Below are 23,078 nucleotides of genomic sequence, written 5' to 3'. Positions count from 1 at the left end.
GTTAAAGTGGTTTTAAATATAAAAGGCTAGTCAATATATTAAATCAATTGGCCTGAATCTTTAAGTAAATCAAAAATTAATTTATCAACTTCAGAAACTTTTTCCCTGTCCTTGTAGTGCAGCCAAAATATTTCGCCTACTTCAGGCATAATGGTGAGTGTTCCGGTATACTGGGCGGCATAACAGGTGGACCGCACTAAAATAGTAGGTTTGTTATCATCGGCCCGTGCTTCAAAAATCCCCAAATGTTCAAAGGAGGAGATTTCTAGAATTATTCCCAGCTCATTTTTTATTTCCCGTGAAAGTGTCATTACATCGGACTCTTTTGGTTCTTTTTGTCCCCCTGGAAGTATATACTTGGTGTTTCCTGCTGGTTTAATGGCCAATAGCTTTTGGTCTACAATATGGATCCATTTCAATTGGTCTATGATTTCGGCCGAAGGTTCAATATAGTAATCAATGGAATTAAGGGAGTGGTTCTTGTCTATAAGATCCAAGAGTTGATCTATGGCTGATCCAAATTTGGTGAGTGTTCCCAACTTGTTGTTGCGGCCAAGGGCACTGGAAATGGTTTCGTCCCGATTACCAAATTTATAGCCGCCTTTTTTGATCCACAATACGTTTAAAAGATGTTGCATCCCAACATTTCCCAATTGATCTATAGAGATGGCTATTTCTAGAAGATACTCAGACAATCCTACAATACCCTTTTTGAATAAACCATGAAAAATACCATATATAAAACCCAAAGGGAGAGTGAGTGTGAGTAAAAATATAGAGATGAAGAACAGGAGGATCCCAATCAACGGGTTCACCTTTTTGTCTACCTTATAGACTTGTTTTTTTAAAATCATTGGTCTTAGTTGGTAGCTTAAAGGTATAAAATAATTTCTGCCGAAAGGAAGGGTTTTAAAAGTGCTATTGGAAATGGATAAATGAAATCGTATCCATAATTAAAAGTGTAGCTGTAATAATATTAAATAAATGCTATATTTGAGAAATTCTAAAATTTCGGATATTGCCTGTTGTTTGTTTTTTTAATGAGCTAAGTGTTTATGATATTCCTACTTCCAATAATTCTATGTAAAACTTAAGCTTATCCGATAGATCGAAATAATCATTTTAAAATCTTATTGATGAAAAATCACATTGCCCTTGTCCTTGGTCTTTTTATACTGTTTTTTAGTTCTTGTGATAGCAAGAAAAGGGAAGGCGAACCCCGAATTTTGGTCTTTTCCAAGACCATGGGCTTTAAACATGCTTCCATACCCAATGGATTGGAAGCAATACAGAAGTTGGGGATGGAGAACAAAATTAGTGTAGATACGACCAAGAATGCCGATATCTTTAATGATGACGACTTAAAGAAGTACTCTGCAGTAGTATTTCTTAGTACCACTGGCAATATATTGGATGCTAAACAAGAGGCTGCCTTTGAGAGGTATATTCAGGCCGGCGGAGGTTTTGTTGGTGTTCATGCTGCAACGGATACCGAGTATGATTGGGGTTGGTATGGAAGATTGGTCGGGGCTTATTTTGATAGTCACCCAGCAGGTACTCCGGAGGCGGATTTTGTTATTAAGGACAACACTTTCAGTGCTACAAGTATGTTTAGCGATTCTATCTGGCATCGCACCGATGAACTCTATAATTTTAAGAAATTAAATCCTGAGGTAAACGTTTTAATGACCGTTGACGAAAATACCTATAAAGGTGGTAAAAATGGAGAACATCATCCTATGAGTTGGTATCACGAATACGATGGTGGCCGAGCCTTTTATACTGCCCTGGGCCATACTGCGGAAAGTTTTTCCGAAGATTTGTATTTAAAACATCTTCTTGGGGGCATTCAATATGCCATTGGGAAGAATGAAATCTTGGATTATACAAAGGTTACTACTCAGATTCCTCCAGATTCTGATCGCTTTACCAAAGTTCCTTTGAAATTTGGTGAGTTTTTTGAGCCTACCGAAATGGCTATTTTACCCAATAATGACATTTTGGTTTCCCAAAGACGTGGCGAAATAATGCTTTACAAAGCTGCTACTGAAGAATTGTCCCAGGTGGGATTTTTGGATGTGTATCATAAGACCCTAAACACACCAAATGTAAATGCAGAGGAAGGGTTAATGGGATTGCAAAAGGATCCCAATTTTGAAACCAACCATTGGATTTATGTTTATTATAGTCCAACTGGCGATAAGTGGGTCAATAGATTGTCTAGATTCAAGTTTGAGAACGATGTTTTTGATATGGCCTCTGAGCAGATTATTCTAGAAGTGGATAGTCAGCGTGAAATATGCTGCCATACAGCTGGTTCCATAGCTTTTGGTCCAGATAATATGTTGTATTTGTCAACAGGGGATAATAGTACCCCCTTTAATGAAAAAGGGGCGAAGTATACCAATAAAGGGTATGCGCCTTTAAACGATTTACCGGGAAAGGAACAGTACGATGCCCGTAGATCCTCAGGGAACACCAATGATCTCAGGGGTAAGATATTGCGTATTAAGGTAAATGAGGACGGAAGTTACAGTATCCCCGAAGGAAATTTATTCCCAGTAGGTACGGCCAAGACCAGACCTGAAATATTTACCATGGGCCATCGCAATCCATATCGGATTTCGGTAGACCCCAAGAAGGGTTATGTATATTGGGGAGATGTGGGGCCTGATGCTAGAGTAGATAGTTTGGATACTAGAGGGCCAAGGGGTTACGATGAAATGAATCAGGCCAGGGAAGCCGGCAATTTTGGTTGGCCATTATTCGTTGCCGACAATAAACCTTATCGCGACTATGACTATGCCACAGGCGAAAGTGGAGAAGCTTTTGATCCGCAAAAACCCATCAATGATTCTAAAAACAATACTGGGTTAAGGGAGCTTCCGAAGGCCATGCCAGCCTATGGTTTTTATCCGTACGTAGCATCCCAAGAATTTCCGCAAACCGGTACCGGTGGAAGGAATGCTATGGCGGGACCCGTGTATTATTCGGATCTTTACCATGGACCCAATGCCCTGCCAGAGTATTATGATGGTAAGGTGTTGGTTTACGATTGGATACGTGGCTGGATGATGGCCGTTAGTTTGTTTCCCAATGGGGAATTTAATAAAATGGAGCCTTTTGCCGATCAAATTAAGGTAAATAACCTTATAGATATGGAAGTAGGTCCTGATGGTAGGGTATACCTCTTGGAATACGGCAGTGGCTGGTTTTCTAAAAATGATGATTCTGCATTGAGTTATATTGAATATAATGGAGGCAATAGACCTCCGGTGATCGAGAATATCACTGTAGATAAAACATCGGGAAAAATACCGTTGACCATTACGGCCAAGGTTGAGGCTAGTGATAGGGAGCAAGATGTTATGACCTATCTTTGGGACCTGGGGAACGGTGAGACCAAGGAAACCACTACTCCCCAAATAACCTATACCTATGAAAATGTAGGGGACTATTTTGTTTCCGCTTCTGTTGTGGATGCTAAGAAAGCTTCTGCCAAAAGTGAGGCTTTAAATGTTGTGGCCGGAAATACCAGGCCGGAGGTTTCAATAGATATCAGTGGAGGTAGCTCATCCTTTTTTGTACCGGGAGAAGCAGTGAGCTATAAGGTTTCCGTTGTGGATCCGGATGGTTCTGTAATCGATGCGGACAATATTTTTGTTTCCGTAGATTATCTGGAAGGTATGGATGAGGCCTCACTTTCTTTGGGACATCAAGAAGTTTCAGCGGCCGTTACCGGAAAAGCCCTGACCTTGGCATTGGACTGTAAGACCTGCCATAAGGAAAAGGAAAAATCTGTTGGACCCATGTACCGCGATATTGCTGAAAAGTATAAGAACGATAAAAAGGGGCTTAGCTATCTGCAAGGAAAGATAATTTCCGGGGGTAGTGGCGTTTGGGGAGAGGTAACCATGCCTGCCCATCCCAACCTTACCAAGGATGAATCTAGGCAAATTGGGCTGTATATCCAGTCCCTTGCAAGTACTGCTGTTAAGAAGAAATCCTTACCGGCAGCGGGAAGCATAGTTCCAAACCCTACCAAGGGCGAAACAGTAATGGTTATTACGGCAAGCTATACCGATAATGGGGAAAATAATGTAAAACCCTTGACAGGTTCCAAATCGGTGGTATTGCAAAAAGACGCCAATACCGACAAAGCAGGGGCCAAGTAAGGGTCGTTTTTTGTGAATTATTTACCCCTTATGGTTGCCAATTTTGCAATCATAAGGGGTAAGTTTTGTTAAATTAGATGCTATCCGGCGGATTGATTTTACGGTTCGCCAGCTTGAAATCTATGGACTTTGATGGATAAATGGTTTTGTCTTAGAAGTAATAATTGTTACTTTAATTTTTGGGTCAGTTATTCATCCAGTTTTTAAATTCGGCGGCTTTGGCCTTACTGACTACTACTCGCTCTTCATAAACCGGGATTACGTTTACGATAAGCTTTCCGTTGAAATATTGTTTGATGCCAGAAATAGCGTCTCTTTGAACAATGAATTGACGGTTAAGGCGGTAAAAAATGCCAGGGTCCAGGTCATTTTCAATATCTTCCAATTTTTGTTCTATAATATAAGTATGTTTATCCTTGGTTACCGCTTTAACGATTCCGTTATCAATATATAGGTACGCAATTTTTTCTGTCTTTAATGGAATTAATTCATCTCTATGATGGACCAAATACATTGATTTGTAACCTTTTTTCTGATCTTTTAATAAATGCAGTAATCCCTCGACTTGATTGGAAATAAGGCCCTTGCCTTTTTTTTGCTCTTTAAATTGAATCAGGCTTTCTTCCAGCTCATCCTCATCTATGGGTTTTAATAAATAATCGATGCTATTTAGTTTGAAAGCTTTTAAGGCATATTGGTCATAAGCGGTAGTAAAGATTATGGGAGCGTCAATTTTAATGGCGTCAAAAATTTCAAATGACAGCCCATCGGCCAAGTGTATATCCATAAAAACCAGGTCGGCTCCCTGATTTTTCGAAAAATAATCGACAGAGGTTTTTACAGAGTCTAAAACTGCCAATACCTCAATGGTATCCTCTAAGTTTTTTAGCATATAGACAAGATTTTCACTTGCCGCCAATTCATCTTCTACAATTACTACTTTCATGTCATTTTGTTCAAAGGTAACTTTACACGGAATATATCATTTTGTTTATCCACAATAATTTGTTGCTTTCTTATCATGTAATAACGTTTGTACAGATTTAAAAGTCCGGTACCGGTACCTTCCGCCAATGTAGTCCGCGCCCGTACTTTGTTTTCAACATAAATGCATTCACCCTGTGAGTAGATTTGAACTTTTAAAGGATGTGTTTCCGAAATCTCGTTATGTTTTACTGCATTTTCTACCAATAACTGTAATGCCAAAGGTGGAATTTTTCTATCAAGATAACTTTCGTCGATTGCAATATCAATTTGAAAACGGTTCCTGTATCTTGTTTTTATTAAATAGGTATAGCTTTCTAGGAACTTAAGTTCCTCTTTTAAAGAGACCAGATCTCTATCCCCGCTTTGCAATATATAACGGTACATAAAGGAAAGCTTTTTAACAAAAATGGTAGCCTCCTTATTGTCTCGTATAAGGGAATTGAGTGTATTTAGGGAATTGAAAAGAAAATGCGGGTTGATTTGATTCTTTAGGGCAGAAAGTTCATTTTGTAGGTTTTGTTGTTTTAAATGTTCATTTTCCAGAATACTTTCGCCCTGAATAATTTTTAGCCTTAAAATTCTGGAGATAAAAAGGATGATGATGAGGACAACGATGAATATAAAATCTTGAAAATCCTCTTCCCGGTTAGAAATGTCCTTGTCAATAAAAATAGGGTATACGAAATTTAGGATAGAAATTGTGGCCAATAGAATTCCAATATTGCCCAAGAGCCTCAATCCCCAATCCAGTAAGCGGTACTTTTTAGGGATGCGATAAATAAAATTGGTATTGAACTGCAGTGCAGACCATGAAAAAAGGAAGAAAAACCAGAATTTTAAATCAAGATCTACAAATAGCTCACTGGAAAAAATCTCTTTATTGAGACCTGTTGACCTAAAAAGCGATATGGTCAGTGGAAGGGTCACTAAAACAGCAATAAGTAAGGCTATCTTTATTATTTCAAGCTGTTTTACCTGTTTTATAGTTTCCATATTACCTTTGTTGTTTTAAATATACTTCATTACACCTCCCTATCATAGTTCTCAAGATGGATTTTGTAGTTCTCCCGGTTTGGAGTGCAAAAAAGCCCCTGAATAGAGTCAAGGGCTTGTAGGTGATAAATTTATGTATTTATATTATTGTTATTTGGCATAAGCGTTAAATCCCTTGGGCAAATAGTTCATTACTTCAAAGCCAAGGTTGATCTCTTCCTCAATTTCTTCTACTACAATATCGTTAAGGTTCAGTTCCATACCGGCATAGGCATTAAAACCAAGGGGAAGATATTTTGCCGGATCAAATCCCAATACAATTTCTTCATCCAATTCCTCAACAATAATACTGTTAAGATCCAATTCCATCCCAGCATAAGCATTGAATCCAAGAGGGAGGTAGGTTGTAGTCTCAAATCCTAAATTAATTTCTTCCTCCACTTCAATAAGGTTAATTTGATCCAAACTTAAATTTCTTACTTCTTCATCCATAAGCAATCCTTCGGCAAAGGGGTTGTGTGATTCAATATAACAGTTAATGTCATCAGAGTTTAAACATTTGTCCTTTCCTGAAAATGAGAACAGTGAAAGAGATACTAGTATGGTACTTAATAAAAAAGCTGCGTTTTTCATGATATATAATTTTATGAATATTTTGATATGCAATTTATTTCTGGTGCAAAGATAAGGGGCGCATTAGTGCCTTTTAGGTGGTTATTAAGTGAAGTGGATAAAATGGTGGGTGAAGCGACTTTGGATTTAACTGAACCGAACCTGATTTGGAAAATAAAGTAATTAAAATGGTGTCTAATGGCCTATGCGCAACTAGATAAGCCAGTAATATAACCAGCTATTTTAGGTCGGTTTGATGAAGGATATGGCGGGTCTAGACCGGACTATTTTCTTTTTTAATATTTAAACTGCCCGTTGTATTACTTCAAAAACCTTATTGCCATCGCACTTTAATGTCTTGGATGGATATTTAAGAATAAGGGCATAGTCGTGGGTGGCCATAAGGATGGTCCTTCCCGTTTTATTGATGTCCTGAAGTACCTTCATCACTTCTACACTGGTCTGTGGGTCGAGATTCCCGGTAGGCTCGTCCGCCAGAATTAGGTCTGGATCATTTAATAGCGCTCGGGCTATGGCGATACGTTGTTGTTCCCCTCCCGAAAGTTCATGGGGAAATTTAAAGCCTTTTGTTTTCATGCCCACTTTATCCAGGACATCTTCAATCTTGGCGTTCATCTCACTATGGTCTTTCCAGCCGGTGGCCTTTAGTACAAAAAGGAGGTTATTGTTGACGTTGCGATCTGGTAATAATTTAAAATCTTGAAAAACCACCCCTAGTTTTCTTCTCAAATATGGAATTTCTTTTTCTTTCAAGGTGGTGAGATCGAAATCTACAATATGGCCGCTTCCCTGTTTTAATGGAAGATCGCCATATAAAGTTTTCATAAAGCTGCTCTTTCCACTGCCTGTCTTTCCGATAAGGTATACGAATTCCCCTTTTTTGATTTCAAGGCTAATATCGTTCAATACTAAATTTTCACCCTGAAATACGGCTACATCCTTCAATCGCAATATGCTTTCGCCCATAGTTTTTAATGTTGATATAAAAGTAATAAGTTCCTTTGGAATTAAGTCAAATCTTCTTTAAAAATCTTTTTCTTTATCATATACTTAGGGACAATATTTATCGTTATATAATTAAATTACGGTAATTCTTAACTTCTAGAGAACACTATGCTAAGAAAAAAAACCGCTGTAATACTGTGTTTTGTTGGGTCTTTATTTTACGTAAATGCCCAAGAATCCGAGATCTATACTTTTGACCAAAAGGACTACCAAGAAGCTTTGGCCTTGTATAACAATAAACAGTATCAGGCAGCTCAGACTATCTTTGAAAGAGTAAAAAATAATACCAGGGATGAAGAGACCCAGGCCAACAGTGCTTATTATGCCGCTACTGCTGCAATTCGCCTAAATCAGTTGGGGGCCGATAGGTTGATGGAAGACTTTGTTGAAAAGTACCCAACTTCTACCAAACGTAATTCTGCCTATCTCGATGTTGCCGATTATTATTTTGCAACCGGAAAATACCCCTACGCCTTAAAATGGTATACCAAGGTAGATCAAAGTTCCATGTCCAGAAAAGACAAGGAACGCTTCAATTTTAACAATGGTTATGCCTTGTTCTCCTCCAATAAGCCAAAAGAGGCCGAACGTTACCTTAACCAGGTGACCACTTCTCCGACCTATGGTTCCCAAGCCAAGTATTACTTGGGGTATATTGCTTATCAGCAGGACGATTATGCCCAGGCCAACCAGCGTTTTGATCAGATTACCGACCAAGAACTGTTGGAAGAAAAGCTGTCCTATTATCAGGCGGATATGAACTTTAAATTGGGCAAGTTTGAAGAGGCTATTGCCTTGGCGAAAAAGCAATTGCCAAAATCTGATCGAAATGAAGTTTCTGAACTCAATAAAATTATTGGGGAGAGTTATTTCAACCTAAAACAATACGCCAATGCCATACCCTATTTGTCCGAATACAAGGGGAAAAGGGGAAAGTGGAGCAATACCGATTATTATCTATTGGGCTATTCCTACTATATGCAGGGCGATTATGCGAATGGGATACAGCAATTCAACAAAATAATCGATGGCAACAATGATGTTTCCCAGAATGCCTATTATCATTTGGCGGAATGCTATCTAAAGCTGGATAAAAAACAAGAGGCTTTGAACGCCTTTAGAAATGCCTCCCAAATGGATTTCAATCCGGAAATTCAAAAGGATGCCTATTTAAATTATGCCAGACTGAGTTATGAAATAGGGAACGCATATGAGCCTGTGCCCAAGGTGTTGACCAATTATTTGGAGAAATATCCCAATGATGCCAATAAAGGGGAGATGCAGGAACTTTTGGTGGATTCTTATATTACTTCCAAAAATTTTGCCGGTGCCATGGAGCTTTTGGAGAAAAACAAAAACTTTGCCAGTAAGGCTACCTATCAGAAAGTGGCGTTTTATCGGGGAGTGGAATTGTTCTTGGAGGGGAATTACGAGGAAGCATCAGCCGTGTTTAAAAAATCCCTGGACAATGCCGAAGATCAATACTTTAAGGCAAGATCTAGCTACTGGAAGGCGGAATCGGATTATAATATGAACCGTTTTGATGATGCCCTGACCGGATATCTTCAATTCAAATCAAATCCGAGTGCCAGAGCAACTCCTGAATTCAAGGACTTGAATTACAATCTGGCATATACCTATTTCAAATTGAGAAATTATAACAATGCCATATCTGCGTTTTCCAGTTATGTGGAGACCAATAACGGGGATAGTGAAAAACTTAACGATGCCTATCTACGCTTAGGGGATAGCTATTTTGTAAGCAGCAAATATTGGCCTGCCATAGAGACTTATAACAAGGCAATAGCACGGAATAGTGCTTCGAGCGATTATGCTGCCTATCAAAAGGCGCTGAGCTATGGGTTTGTGGACAGGAGTGCAACCAAAATAGAGGAGCTTTCCAATTTTGTGTCCAGGTATCCCAATTCAACACTTAAGGACGACGCTTTGTTTGAACTGGCCAATTCCTATGTGAGGGCCAATAATACGGAAAGAGGGTTGCAGTTATATGATCAGCTCACCATGGATTATAAGGGCAGCTCTTTGGTGCCACAGGCCATGCTGCGTCAGGGATTGGTGCATTATAATGCCAATCGCAATGAACAGGCTTTGGCCAAATTTAAAACGGTGGTAAGGGACCACCCAAACACTCAGGAAGCGCTTCAGGCCGTAACTACGGCCAAGCTTATTTATGTAGACCTGGGTAGGGTGAATGAATATGCCCAATGGGTGAAAGGTCTGGATTTTGTTGAGGTGACCGATACAGAACTGGACAATGCTACTTTTGAATCTGCTGACAAACAATATATTGAAGGCAATCAGGATGCGGCCATAAAGGGATATGAGGCCTATGTTAAACAATTTCCAAACGGATTGAATACCTTAAAAGCCAATTTTAATTTGGCACAATTGTATTTTGGAAAAGGTCAGAAGGATAAAGCATTGCCCTACTTTAAAAATGTGGCAGGCAAGGGGACCAATGAATATGCTGAACAGGCACTTACAAGGGTGTGCGAGATTTATGTAGGCAAAAATGATTATGTCACTGCCATTCCCTTTTTGGAAGAACTGGAAGTCAAGGCGGAAATTCAGCAGAATATCACCTTTGCCCAGTCCAATTTAATGAAGGGTTATTATGAACGGTCAGACTATGCTAAGACCATTCAGTACGCCACTAAAGTGTTATCCAATTCCAACATTGATAACCGTATAAAAAGTGATGCACAAATAATGATCGCAAGATCGGCCATTAAGACCAAAGATGAGAACAGGGCGGAAAAGGCCTATTCGGAAGTGCTTAAAATTGCAACTGGGGAGTTAGCGGCCGAGGCACTATATTACGATGCTTATTTCAAGAACAAGTCTCAAAATTACGAGGCTTCCAACGCTTCGGTTCAAAAATTGGCCAAGGATTATGCGGGGTATAAGGAGTGGAGCGCCAAAGGCTTGATCATTATGGCCAAGAACTTCTATGCCTTGGGAGATGCTTTCCAAGCAACCTATATTTTGGATAGTGTTATCGCCAATTTCGGGGATTATCCGGAAATAGTGGCCCAGGCCAAACAGGAGTCGTCCATTATTAAGGCAAAAGAAGCTCAAAGTAATTCCTCTATTAATCCAGAGGGAAATTAAAATTTCCTTGCAAAAAGAACACAATATGCACAAGCACATAAAAATATCCATTTTTGCTATTCTAGGTTTTCTACAAATCGGATTGGCACAGGACGATAAAAAAGATTTAGGTACGGAAACGGTGACAGTGGTAAAGGCCTATGCACCTACCATTTCGGACGCGTTTAAGGTGAAGTCGGTCCCCACTTTGAACGATTCCATTGTTTTGCAAAAAAAGCCAATCAAATACAGCATATTTTCTGTACCCGTTGCCTCTACTTTTACTCCTTCCAAGGGTAAAGCTTCAGGTGTGAAGAAACTGCCTCCGGAAAAAATATATAACTCCTATGCATCAATAGGTCTGGGCAACTATAATAACGCTTTGGCTGATTTTTATACCAGTAGTGCCCTCAATAGGGATGAAAGATTGGATGTAAGCCTAAACCACCATTCCTCAAGGGGAGAAATAGACGGAACTGCTTTGGATAATATATTTTATAATACCAAATTGGACGCCAATTATACCAAAAGGGACAGGGATATAAGTTGGGGAGCCAATATAGGGGCACAACATCAATTATATAATTGGTACGGAATTCCCAATGGATATTATACAGAGGAACTAGTGAACGGCATAGATGAAAAACAGAACTATTTTAATGCATTTGCAGGTGGTTTTGTGGAAATGGAAGATTCTTTTTTTAAGAGTGCCAATTTGTACTATAGACGATTTTGGGATTCCACTAAATCAGGTGAAAATAGGGCAGTGCTAAAGCCTGCCTTCGAATTTCCTTTGGGAGATGAGTTATTGACGCTTAAGGCCAAGGTAGATTATTTGGGGGGTAAGTTTAAAAATGGTCAAGTGGCCAATGATTCTAATGTTCCCGGAATAGATTATTCGCATTTACAAGTTGGTATAAATCCCAATATTAATATTTTAGGGGATGATCTTTCGCTTAATCTGGGCGTAAATTTAGTGTATGGCATGGATTTGGAAAACAGTGAGGGCAACTTTTATATTTATCCCACAATAACGGCATCCTATCGTTTGTTGGATGAGGTAGCCATAGCTTACGGTGGGGTAGAGGGTGAGTTAAAGCAAAACTCGTTCTATGGATTTGTAGAAGAGAACCCATACGTTTCCCCAACTTTGGACATGCAACCTACAGACCAACAATATGATGCCTACATAGGCTTAAAAGGACAATTATTACCTAATCTTAGCTATAACCTAAAGGGCTCTTATATGGCGGAAAATAGAAAACCACTATTTTTGCTAAATCCTGAAAATACCTCCAGGACAGACGAAAAAGGGTATTTCTATGGTAATAGCTTCCAGGTGTTTTATGATGATGTAAAGACCTTAGGAGTCTTTGGTGAATTAAACGTAGATATAAACCGTAATTTTAGCCTGGGGATAAATGCCCAAGTATATGATTACGATACGGAAACCGATAATCCTGCTTGGAACCTACCAGGTCTTACTGCCGCTATGTTTATGGATTATCAAATAGGGGAGAAGTGGTTCATGGGTGCCAATTTGTTTTATGTAGGGGAACGCGATGACCTTTATACGGTGGCCTCTCCAGGAACTTTACCGGCAGATTTTGCAATGACTCCGGTTACCTTGGATAGCTATTTTGATGCCAATGCGCATATTGGCTATCGCATAAACGAGCAATTGTCAGTTTTTGCAAAGGCAAATAATATAGCCAACCAGAATTATATGCGTTGGAATAATTATCAAGTACAGGGTTTCCAGGTTTTGGCAGGAGCCACGTACAAATTTGATCTATAGATAAAAAAGAATATTTAGAATTAGCGGTTGCTCATGATCTGCCAAAAACCCCGTGGTATTTTATGATCGCCGTAAATGTACCTTCTGCCTTTAGTTTTCTATCTCGGGAAGCAAAAAAGGCAGTAAGGTATTTTTGTTTTTAGGAGGTTTGCCATTATGTGGGTGTTATATAGCGTTGGGACCTCTTGCCCCATTTTGAGCTGAAATCCTGCGATACAGCTGCCTGGGTTTAAGATTTTTTTTCAAAAGCAGTGCTGGTCTGTGTTAAACAAAGTTATATTTAACAAAATGTAATTTTTAAAATTGCCCCCATTCGTCACGGCTAGGACACATTTAATCACAGAATGGGAAAAAAGATTACTTTTTGTTGTTGTATAACTTTATTTTGTTGTCTAGATAATTATTAATTATAAAATTTTATAAGAATGAAAAATATTGGAAAATTGTTTTGCGCTTGTCTTTTTTTTGTTTCGGGTAGTACGTCGCTTTTGGCAGTAAACTCAGGTCATAGTCATTATTGTCCCAATAATTTAACCGAAGTGCTAGAAGAAGTGTATAAATCTCCAATTGGAACATGGGAATATACAGTGGAGGATGTTCCTTATGAATATAGTGCCGGTTTGTTAATTATTACTAAGGACAAAGAGGTGTATAAGGTAGTGGTAAAGGTAAATTATAATACCTTGACGGCTTCGGAAGTAAAGGTAAATGAGAATAAAGTAAACTTTTCGGTTTATATTGAAGGGGGAGAAGTGCAGGTTTCCTTGCAAGTGAAGGATGATGTTATAAATGGTAAGGCCAATTCTACAGAAGGCTCATTTTCGTTGAAAGGGAAAAGAAATAAATCCTAATAGTTATGTAGATCAGACAGTTGTATTTGTCTATAGGTATTACAAACATCCCTGAATATGGGGATGTTTTTTTATTTTTGATAAAATGTACTTAAACTTTTTGTCCGTGAGGGATTCTTTCTGCCAATAAGTTTTACATACAATTTGTTCAGTATGAGGCAAATCGCTGTAGGTTGTAGAAATTGGATAGGGATTTTGTCCGTATTATGCCTCGGTAGGGCCATGTCCCAAAACCTAGTAGAAAATCCAAGTTTTGAATCTTTTTTGGAATGCCCGGATCATTTAGGGAACTTTGGGGAAGACCTTAAATATTGGTCCGTACCTACTAAGGGAACTACTGATTATTTTAATAGCTGTAGTCTTAGCATGGGGGTGCCCACCAATTTTATGGGAGAGCAGACGGCAAAATTTGGGAACGCCTATCTGGGATTCTATATGTATGCCCCTGAAGATTACAGGGAATATATCCAAGGAGAGTTAAAGGAGCCTTTAAAGCAAGGGGTTACCTATACAGTGTCCTTTTATATTAGTTTGGCCGAGAATTCGGATCATGTTGTTCGTGATTTTGATGTCCTTTTGTCTACAAAACCAATAGAGGTTAAAATAAAAAAGGGACTCACTAAATGGCAGCTTTCCAAAATAGAAGGAAATAATTTTACCATCGTTGAAATTTTGGGCAACGAATTTATAACTGATGACAATGCATGGACCAAGATTTCCACTAATTTTCTTGCTGCGGGCGGCGAGCAGTTTATTACTATTGGTAATTTTAAGAACAATGCTTCTACAAGGCGACAGAGGTTGGTAAAGGAAAAAAATGTGAATGGGGCCTATTATTTTTTGGATATGGTATATGTTGGGGAGGGAATACAGACCTATGCCTTGGACGAGGCCCATATTTTTGAAAATGTTCATTTTAATTTTGATGAGTCCCATCTAGGGGAAAAGGGCGCTCATGAGATAATGCGCGTCTACAATTATTTGCAATCAGACAGTACTTTGAACATTGTAATCAATGGATATACAGACAATTTGGGTACTTCTTCCTACAATACAGACCTTTCTGTTAAACGTGCAATGGCAGTGGCAAATAGGTTGATCCAATTGGGTTTGGCCGGCCAAAGAATTACCTACAATGGTTTTGGAGCAGCGCAACCACTAGGAAATAATGAGGATGAAGAGGGTAGGGCACAGAATAGAAGGGTAGAGTTTATAATTTTCAAAACCCCTGAAAAGTAAGCTTTTAAAGGGCTGAGCGATTTTTTTTTAAATACATGTTAAAATTGTTGGCTATAAATGATTGTGGTTCAAACTTTTGGAACTATATTTGATTCACAATAAGTAATTAATTTAAATTTTAGTAATGAGTAGAGGAACAGTAAAATTTTTCAACGATGCCAAAGGATTTGGGTTCATCACAGAAGAAGGTTCTAACAAAGAACATTTTGTACACATCTCTGGTTTAATCGACGAAATTCGCGAAGGCGATGAAGTTGAGTTTGAACTAAAAGAAGGAAAAAAAGGATTAAACGCAGTAAACGTTAAAGTTATTTAATATATACTTTTTTAATTTCCTAAGACCTAAGGCCTATCGTTTGATAGGCTTTTTTTTTGTTCGTGAGACCCGTATTTTAAAAGCCGCAGGCGCATTGGAATACGATAGTCGAACGAACCCCGCCAAAAGGCGGGGTTTTCGGTATAATACCAGATCTTGGGACGGTTTAATACCCCGAGCTTCGGGTACGTCCCTTATAGGAGTCCAGTGAATGGTTTAGGTTTTAATGCCATTACTGTTTCAATACTGCTTTACCCCCAATGCTATGGCCAATAATGTGATTATATATCTTTATACCTTCGGGTGGCTATGATTTTATTCTTTATATTGGATTTTGGAAACCTTAGTTGGCATTATTGGTAGACGTGCTAGTACATCCCGATAGTAATACATATGGTTTCCTTCAATAACTAAATGTAATTGTTCCTATGTTCGAATATTTGGATAAAATAAAATTACTGATCAATAAAATGTCCACTGAACAGAAGGATCAATTGGTCAGTGCCGCTAATATTGTAGCGGATGTTATCAAGAATGATGGCATAATTCACACCATAGGCACAGGTCATTCCCAAATGATAGGGATGGAAATGTTTGGCAGGGCCTCCAATTTGGCCAACGTAAATGCCATTATGGACGATATGGTGCTTATGGCCAGCGGGGCAAGAAGATCGGCTAAAATGGAACAAATTAGTGGACTTGCCGAAATACTTTGGAATAAGTATCAATTTAATAAAGGGGATGTGTTGATTGTTGTTTCAAATTCTGGAAGAAATGCCTTGCCCTTGGAGATGGCTATGAAGGCAAAGCAGAAGGGGTTAAGTACAATAGCGATTACCTCTTTGGAGCAGTCCAAAAAGTATCCTTCCAGGCATTCTAGCGGAAAGAAATTATATCAGATTGCGGATTTGGTCATTGATAATTGTGTTCCATCCGGGGATGGGGTTATCGCTATAAACGACCTTCTTATAGGTCCTGCTTCCTCGGTACTGGGAATGATCATTGTAAACATAATCTCGACCGAAGCCATAAAAATTAATTTGGACAGAGGTGTGGATGTCTCCGTTTTTCAAAGTCAGAACATAGATGAGGCGGACAATGAGGCGCTCTATCAAAAATATGAATCTAGGGTAAAACATTTATAGCATCTATTAGGGCTCCCTAAAAGAAGTCCAACAGGGCCACAATCCCATTATAAGAGATAATAATTGAAAAAAGAAAAGCGGCATATAATCCTATATTTAGGAAAATACTTGCTTTGTATTTGCCCATTAGCTTTTTATTATTAATCAGTAAAATAATTCCAAGTATTACCAGGGGTAATACAAATACATTAAAAACTTGGGACAGAATTTGCATTTCTATAGGGTTGGCGCCAAAAACAGGAACAATTAGGGCAAACAGACATGCAACGGCCGTAATTATCTTAAACTGTTTGGAAGTGGTGTCCAATTCCCCCGATTGGTAATCGGCCAATAGGATAGGAGCAATCAATAGGCAGGGAAATATAGAGGACAGACCAGCGCTTAAAGTCCCGAAGAAGAACAGGGTCAATGCGAATTTTCCAGCGACCGGTTCCAGGGTGTTTACCATATCCAATACTTTGGTTACCGGTTGACCTTGATGAAACAGAGCTCCGCTGGCTACGGCCATGACCGATGCACTAATAACAAAGACAAGACAGGCGGCTATTATGGAATCCTTTTTTTGTTGCTTAAGGTTGTTGATATTCCATCCTTTGCCCTTAACAAATAAAGGTCGGGATAAAAAAGTAGCAGCAGCCATGGTGGTACCTACAAAGGCGGCCACCATCATTTTACCTCCTTCCACCTTGGGTATGGACGGTATTAATCCTTTAGCGACTTCAATAGGCAAGGGGTAGACCATAAAAAGTGAGATAAAAAAGGAAAGTCCCATAATGGTGACGAAAATGACCAATATTTTTTCAAAGAAGGCATACTTCCCTACCATTAGGAAACCGTACATGATTATAATGACCACTATGGCAATTATTAAAACGGATTCATATTGAAAGCCTTCCAAATTGGGAAAATAGATGAGGAATATCTCGAAGATAATGTTGGCGGAAATCCCTAAAATACCCATTAAAGAATTCCATTGCCCAAATGAAATGCCAATGATTATCATTATGGCAATTAGCTTTCCCCATCTTAGGTGCTTCTTAAAAGCAAATAGGGCTGTTTCTCCGGTGACCAGGGCGAAATTACCATAGGAATACATTAAGATTCCGGAGAATAGGCAGCTCAGCAACAAAACCCATAGCAATTGCATGCCGTAGGTGCTTCCTGCAACGATCATGGAGGTTACACTTCCTGTGCCGATAGTATATCCAATGGCAAAAATTCCGGGGCCAAAGGCCAGAACCAAAGCCAATAATTTTTTTAAAAGTGAATTTTTTTTGGTCTGGTTTTCCATCAATTTAGTTTCTTAGCTTTATTATAGACCCTAAAGTTTCGCGAACGGTATTTTCAAGTCCAACGAAATCCTCATTGGTCAATATTTCTTTACTAATAAGTTGGGATCCCAGTCCTACACAGGTTACGCCGGCATTGAACCATGCCTTTAAGTTGGAAACTTCAGTAGTGACCCCTCCGGTGGGCATTATGCTTGTCCAGGGTTGTGGTCCTTTAATGGCCTTTACGAATGAAGGACCATAAGTAGATCCGGGAAACAATTTTACGATTTCGCAACCCAATTCCTCGGCATTGTTAATTTCGGTAAGGGAACCGCATCCAGGAGACCAAAGGACTTTTCTTCTATTACAGGCAATTGCAATATCTTCCCTGAGGGATGGGGTTACTATAAAATTGGCCCCCATTTGCATATATAATGAAGCTGCGGCGGCATCGGTAATAGAACCTACCCCGAGAATCATGCCTGGAAGTTCTTTTATGGCAAATTTGTTCAGCGCTGAGAAAACTTCGAAAGCGAAGTCGCCCCTTGCTGTAAATTCCATTAATCTGGCACCACCATCTTAGCATGCTTTTAAAACCTTCTTGCCAAGTGCTATGTCCGAATGGTAGAACAAAGGTACCATTCCGGTTTCCTTCATAATAGTTGCTACTTCTATTCTTGTGTATTGTGCCATATATTTTTATTACTATTTGGTAGTCTTCCGGGTACTGTAGCAGACGGTATACTTTGGCCAAGAAAAAAGTATTCAGCGTGCCGTTTGCAAAGACGTGGGCCAAGTATGTGATCTGTAAATACAAATAAATCCGGGAAGAGCCTTCCGGCCTATGAATTCCCGGATTTTAATTACTTTTTTACTTATTGTTTTCTATTTCCTTAAATTCCTAAACCTTGTCCACCACCTATTTGGATAGTTTCGGCAGTAAGGAAAGCGGCATCCTTACCAGCTAAAAACGAAATTACAGAGGCTACTTCCTCAGGTTGTCCTAATCTTCCTAACAAGATATTGTTTTTCCAGGAAGCGAATACTTCTGGTTTGGTAGATTTGATTTCGGTATGGAAAGGGGTGTCAATGGTACCCGGAGATACTGCATTTACTCTAATTCCATATTCGGCAAGGTCTTTTGCCAATGCCCTGGTTATGGCATGGACACCCGCTTTGGATGTTCCATAAATTCCTGCTCCAGGCCCTCCGGCATTCCAGCCTGCAATGGATGTGTAGTTAATGATGGTAGGAAGATCTCCTTTTTTTAGATAAGGTATGGCAGCTCTTGAAGCGAAAAATACTGAATCCAAGTTTAATGCCATCACAAATCTGTAAAATTCAGTGGTCATTTCTTCAAACCTGGATCTTCCGCCCAGTCCACCTGCATTGTTTACTAGAACATCAATTTTTCCATATTTCTTGCCAATTTTATTAATGTTTGCTGTTACTTCGTCTTCCTTGGTAACATCAAATCCGTAATATTCAGCAGTGATACCTTCGGCAGTAAGCTCTTTAATTCTTTTAGCTCCTCCTTCATCATCTATACCGTTCAATACTACTGTGTATCCGTCTTTGCCCAATCTTTTTGCTACTTCGAAACCAATGCCTCCGGTAGCTCCTGTTATTACTGCTACTTTTCCTTTTGAATTACTCATATTTCAATTTTTATATTATTAAATTTTAAATTATTCTACTGATTTTATATTCTTTGCGAAATAATAGATAGATCCTACGCCAAGAGGAACGAAAATGGCTATGGCCACAAAAATGGGTGTATAGGAAACCTTTGCAATTACAGGTACTAAAAAGTTCATGATAATTACAGAAAACACCCCTACCATGCCACCTAGACCGGCCAAAGACCCTACAGATTTACCACTAAAAAAGTCGCTAGGTAAGGTTTGGATATTTCCAATGGCAAACTGAAATCCGAATAACACTATAAATACGATCGCAACGAATTTTTCTGGGGTATCTGCAAACAAAATAGTCGCTATAAGACCCAAGGCCATTATGACGCCACCTATGAAAATAGTGGTTTTCCTACCTTTGTTTATTGAGTTCGTTTTTGAAATAATGACTCCAGAAACATAGCCGCCTGCAATACTCCCAATGGCTGCACCTACGTAAGGAACCCAGGCAAACATTCCCACTTCTTTTACATTAAAGCCATACACGTCAAATAAATATATGGGCATCCAGCCCACAAAGAGCCACCAGATAGGTTCCAAGAAGAATCTACTTGCTACAATGGCCCAAGATTCTTTATAAGAAAGTATTTCTTTTAGGCTAAGTCCTTTTTGGTCTTCAGTGGCATTTTGATCGGCTACACTTTGTCCTTCTGAAATAAACTTTTGTTCTTCTTCAGTTATCCAAGGATGCTTTTTTGGTCCCGCTTTATTGATTAACAGCCAGGGAATAATCCATAAAAGACCTATGGCCCCTACTATGATAAACGTAACTTCCCAACCATAGGCCACAAAAAGGACTGCTATTAGGGGTGGTGCTATAACCGACCCAATGGAGGCACCGGCATTGAACAACCCCTGCGCTATGGCACGTTCTTTTATTGGAAACCATTCCGCATTGCTTTTTACGGCACCTGGCCAGTTTCCTGCTTCTGATAATCCTAATGTTGTTCTGAAAAATGCAAGTGATAAAAACCCTCTTACTGTAGAGTGCAATAAGGTGGATAAACTCCAAATACCAATGCTGATTACATATCCAATCCTGGTACCTACTTTATCGAATAGTTTGCCCGAGAATAATTGTCCCAAGGCATAAGCTACCATGAAAATATTTAGGATATAGCTATAGTGATCTTTGGTTAGGCCCAAAGAATGGGATATGGAGCCTTCAACATTCTCATTGCCCCACATTATGGACAAAGCACTTCTGTCTATATAATTAATAACAGTTGCTAAAAAGATAAGACCGATAATGAACCAACGTAATCCTTTAATTTTCATAGTATTTTGCTTTGGTTTGTATTTCTGTTGCTATGTCATTTTAGGCAATAGAGGGTAAGCGGATGAATTATCCGTGCTTTTTTAATACTTGAATTATAGCTGAAAATTTTAGGAGTATTTAAATATTACTCAATTCCATAGTATTATTTCAAGTATTATTTCCCTTCAGATTATTTTTTTATAAAGCGATAAAAGTGTGCGTTTTTATCACTTGGTGATTTTTATTAATCTTTAATATTGTAACAATATTGATATAGCATTTTAAAATGTACTTTCATTTTTTCCTTGGCCAATTGGGGGTCTTGGTTCTTTATAGCTTCATAAATATCCCTATGCTCTTGAATTCCAATAAAAGCGATATTCTTGTCGCATACATGATATTTGGTAAAGTTGGTAATGATCTCTGGTGTAATAGTCAGCATAAATGTATTTATCGTACTGTTACCGCTTGCCTTGGCAATGGCCAAATGGAACAATAAATCTTCCTGTACGGCATCTTCCCCATTCATTACTTTTGCCGAATAGGCCTCCAAAGCCTCCTCTATTTCTATCAATTCTTCTTTGGATCTTCTCAAAGCTGCCAATCTAACAGTTTTTAGCTCCAACAGTATTCTTGTCTCCACCAAGGATTTGAAATCTGGCTTTTCTAGCCTTAAAATATCCGTTATCATGCCATTCAATGCCACGGAACCAATATCGGCAACAAACGTACCGCTCTGCGGCTTTGATTTTAACAGACCATAGAACTCCAAGGTCTGAATAGCCTCCCTTACGTTGCTTCTGCTTACTTCAAAATTTTCGGATAGCTTTCTTTCCGAAGGTAATTTGTCCCCTGGCTCCAGGTTCTTGTAATTTATATAATCCCTGATCTTGGATATAATCTCTTTTTGAATGGCGTCGTTTTCGTTTTTTGGGAGAATTTCTATTTTCATGCTAATCTTGTTATGTCGTAAATTGGTTAACCAGTTTGGCGTGTCAAATTTAGGTATAAAAGGCAATCGAGAAAAATATTACTTAATTATAATTCCGGCCTTGTTACATTAACTTTGCGATAATAAAAATTTACTGGCCTGACAACAAGCCAGTAAATTTTAAAACAATAACTAACTAAAACTGCCAATCCTTTATGGGTGGGGTCCCACTTGTTTATATACCTTTACTTTTATGGCTCCACTTCCGACTTTAAAACCACAAGCTGGCAAATACTTTGTTGTCCCTAGTCTGAAGATAATTAGCTGCTTTTTAATAACCATCATTTTGGGTAATAACTCCATCGCTAGCAAGAATTTCTGAGTTTGGTATAGGAAACACATAGTAATCACTGCTAATCGTTGCTCCCATTTCCGCATCTACTCTACCTGTCCTTACCAAATCGAACCATCTGTGGCCTTCTAGGGCCAACTCCACTCTTCTTTCGTCAGCAATTGCCTGTCTAACGTCAGCTTGTGAGCTTACTGTTCCAGTTAAACTATTTAAACCCGCTCTTGTTCTTATAGGATCCAATAATGGAAGTACAGTTGATGCAGGAGCGCTATTTTCATTCAGTGCTTCTGCGTACATTAGAATAACATCGGATAACCTCAATTCTATATAGTCCTGTTCCAAAGCTCCAGTATATTTCTTACTGCCATTCATATTATCCGTATCAATAGTAAGCGCCTTTCTTAAATCCGTACCTCCACCACCAGCGCTACTGTCGTCAAAAGCGGCAATTAAGCGTGGGTCTAAAGGCGTAAGGGCTTTTGTATCTGCCCCGGTAAACCATCCTACAAATGTGGTGGCTGAGCCATAGGCGTTTGGAATTGAAGTTGATAATTGGGTTGCAAATATGATTTCCGAATTACCGTCGACTACAACGTTGGCAAAGTCGTTTTCCAGACTTATCCCTGCGGCAGCAGCACCGCTTATAACAGTTCCAAGCGTTGTTGCAGCTTCCGGAAAATTACCTCTGTACATATATACTTTTCCAAGAAAACCCTGAGCTGCGATTTTGGATGCGCGCCCACTTGCCAATCCAGAATTGTCCAAACCAGCTATTGCGGCTTGGAAGTCTGGGATAATCACGTTATTGTACACGTCGGCAGCCGGTTGTCTTGTTAAAATGGACAAATCGGAAGGGCTGGGTGTAGGGGATAAATTCACGGTGACATCACCAAAAACCATCACCAATTTAAAGTAGGACAGAGCTCTTAAGAATTTAGCCTCAGCTATCTCCTTAGGCTTGGTTGAATTTTCAATGACATTATTGGCACTTAAGATTGCCTTGTACATATTGCTATAGAATGGTCTAAAAAATTGTTCCACCAAATCTAAACCTCCTAAATCTGCATTGTAGGTGTCAAATGCCGTATATGGGCTTTCTAACATCAACATATTGTCGGCCCTAAAGTCGCCCATCACACCCATTGGTGTTGAACCACCGGTCTGATAGTAATACGCCGCATTCAAAACGGGTCCAAATTCCTCCAAACCACTGGATTCAAGTAATAAAGGTGGTGTTTGATCCAAATCGTTATCACATGATGTTATCAACAACAAGGAAACTATTACTAAATATATAGATTTCATTTTTTTCATGATTT

At 39.0% G+C, this 23,078-nt stretch carries 17 protein-coding genes and 1 pseudogene; 7 read left to right on the top strand and 11 right to left on the bottom strand.

The features are described from left to right. Window positions 1-38: 38 nt before the first annotated feature. Window positions 39-854, bottom strand: a complete 816-nt coding sequence (locus MWU82_RS11695) for an NUDIX domain-containing protein (RefSeq protein WP_247096513.1) — start codon at window positions 852-854, stop codon at window positions 39-41. A 282-nt stretch (window positions 855-1,136) separates the two neighbouring features. Here MWU82_RS11695 and MWU82_RS11690 point away from each other — a divergent pair, with 282 nt between their 5' ends. Then, entirely contained in the window at window positions 1,137-4,175 is a 3,039-nt protein-coding gene (locus MWU82_RS11690; RefSeq protein WP_247096512.1) for a ThuA domain-containing protein, read from the top strand. Between the two features lie 184 nt (window positions 4,176-4,359). Here the strand turns inward: MWU82_RS11690 and MWU82_RS11685 are convergent, their stop codons facing one another. The 4 genes from MWU82_RS11685 to MWU82_RS11670 all read right to left on the bottom strand — a co-directional run bounded on the left by MWU82_RS11685 (window position 4,360) and on the right by MWU82_RS11670 (window position 7,754). Continuing rightward, on the bottom strand, window positions 4,360-5,121 hold the full coding sequence (locus MWU82_RS11685) for a LytTR family DNA-binding domain-containing protein (RefSeq protein WP_247096511.1): 762 nt from the start codon (window positions 5,119-5,121) through the stop codon (window positions 4,360-4,362). Continuing rightward, window positions 5,118-6,155, bottom strand: a complete 1,038-nt coding sequence (locus MWU82_RS11680; protein WP_215946353.1) for a histidine kinase — start codon at window positions 6,153-6,155, stop codon at window positions 5,118-5,120. Before MWU82_RS11680 ends, MWU82_RS11685 begins: the two co-directional genes overlap by 4 nt. A 150-nt stretch (window positions 6,156-6,305) precedes the next feature. Next, window positions 6,306-6,788 (bottom strand): hypothetical protein, encoded by a 483-nt coding sequence (locus MWU82_RS11675; protein WP_215946354.1) that lies wholly within the window; start codon window positions 6,786-6,788, stop codon window positions 6,306-6,308. 282 nt (window positions 6,789-7,070) lie between these two features. Beyond that, the gene (locus MWU82_RS11670) at window positions 7,071-7,754 is read right to left on the bottom strand and encodes an ATP-binding cassette domain-containing protein (protein WP_215946355.1); all 684 of its coding nucleotides are present in this window, start codon (window positions 7,752-7,754) and stop codon (window positions 7,071-7,073) included. 147 nt (window positions 7,755-7,901) lie between these two features. Between MWU82_RS11670 and MWU82_RS11665 the strand changes: the two genes are divergently transcribed. The 6 genes from MWU82_RS11665 to MWU82_RS11640 all read left to right on the top strand — a co-directional run bounded on the left by MWU82_RS11665 (window position 7,902) and on the right by MWU82_RS11640 (window position 16,253). After that, window positions 7,902-10,925: a tetratricopeptide repeat protein gene (locus MWU82_RS11665; RefSeq protein ID WP_215946356.1), complete on the top strand. Its 3,024-nt coding sequence runs from the start codon at window positions 7,902-7,904 to the stop codon at window positions 10,923-10,925. A 25-nt stretch (window positions 10,926-10,950) separates the two neighbouring features. Continuing rightward, a complete protein-coding gene (locus tag MWU82_RS11660; protein WP_215946357.1) occupies window positions 10,951-12,702 on the top strand; it encodes a TonB-dependent receptor in 1,752 nt (583 codons plus the stop codon). Window positions 12,703-13,127: 425 nt separating this feature from the next. Continuing rightward, window positions 13,128-13,553 (top strand): hypothetical protein, encoded by a 426-nt coding sequence (locus MWU82_RS11655; protein WP_247096510.1) that lies wholly within the window; start codon window positions 13,128-13,130, stop codon window positions 13,551-13,553. A 153-nt stretch (window positions 13,554-13,706) separates the two neighbouring features. Next, a complete protein-coding gene (locus tag MWU82_RS11650; protein ID WP_247096509.1) occupies window positions 13,707-14,792 on the top strand; it encodes an OmpA family protein in 1,086 nt (361 codons plus the stop codon). A gap of 124 nt (window positions 14,793-14,916) precedes the next feature. Then, the gene (locus tag MWU82_RS11645) at window positions 14,917-15,108 is read left to right on the top strand and encodes a cold shock domain-containing protein (protein ID WP_031442744.1); all 192 of its coding nucleotides are present in this window, start codon (window positions 14,917-14,919) and stop codon (window positions 15,106-15,108) included. Window positions 15,109-15,536: 428 nt separating this feature from the next. Continuing rightward, complete coding sequence (locus tag MWU82_RS11640; RefSeq protein ID WP_215946359.1) at window positions 15,537-16,253, top strand: SIS domain-containing protein; 717 nt, start codon at window positions 15,537-15,539, stop codon at window positions 16,251-16,253. 16 nt (window positions 16,254-16,269) lie between these two features. Here the strand turns inward: MWU82_RS11640 and MWU82_RS11635 are convergent, their stop codons facing one another. The 6 genes and pseudogenes from MWU82_RS11635 to MWU82_RS11610 all read right to left on the bottom strand — a co-directional run bounded on the left by MWU82_RS11635 (window position 16,270) and on the right by MWU82_RS11610 (window position 23,073). Continuing rightward, window positions 16,270-17,544, bottom strand: a complete 1,275-nt coding sequence (locus tag MWU82_RS11635; RefSeq protein WP_247096508.1) for an Nramp family divalent metal transporter — start codon at window positions 17,542-17,544, stop codon at window positions 16,270-16,272. A gap of 4 nt (window positions 17,545-17,548) precedes the next feature. Next, window positions 17,549-18,217, bottom strand: a pseudogene (locus tag MWU82_RS11630) (bifunctional 4-hydroxy-2-oxoglutarate aldolase/2-dehydro-3-deoxy-phosphogluconate aldolase). Between the two features lie 200 nt (window positions 18,218-18,417). Beyond that, window positions 18,418-19,182, bottom strand: a complete 765-nt coding sequence (locus MWU82_RS11625) for an SDR family NAD(P)-dependent oxidoreductase (protein WP_215946362.1) — start codon at window positions 19,180-19,182, stop codon at window positions 18,418-18,420. A gap of 30 nt (window positions 19,183-19,212) precedes the next feature. Further along, window positions 19,213-20,496 carry an MFS transporter gene (locus tag MWU82_RS11620; protein WP_215946363.1) on the bottom strand — a complete coding sequence of 428 codons (1,284 nt, stop codon included), beginning with the start codon at window positions 20,494-20,496 and terminating at the stop codon, window positions 19,213-19,215. A gap of 224 nt (window positions 20,497-20,720) precedes the next feature. Further along, a complete protein-coding gene (locus MWU82_RS11615) occupies window positions 20,721-21,428 on the bottom strand; it encodes a FadR/GntR family transcriptional regulator (RefSeq protein WP_247096507.1) in 708 nt (235 codons plus the stop codon). Window positions 21,429-21,738: 310 nt separating this feature from the next. Beyond that, window positions 21,739-23,073 carry a RagB/SusD family nutrient uptake outer membrane protein gene (locus MWU82_RS11610; protein WP_247096506.1) on the bottom strand — a complete coding sequence of 445 codons (1,335 nt, stop codon included), beginning with the start codon at window positions 23,071-23,073 and terminating at the stop codon, window positions 21,739-21,741. Window positions 23,074-23,078: the final 5 nt, after the last annotated feature.

The organism is Arenibacter sp. S6351L, from assembly GCF_023016025.1.
GTDB classification, from domain to species: domain Bacteria; phylum Bacteroidota; class Bacteroidia; order Flavobacteriales; family Flavobacteriaceae; genus Arenibacter; species Arenibacter algicola_B.
This window is presented reverse-complemented; position numbering and strand designations above follow the sequence as displayed.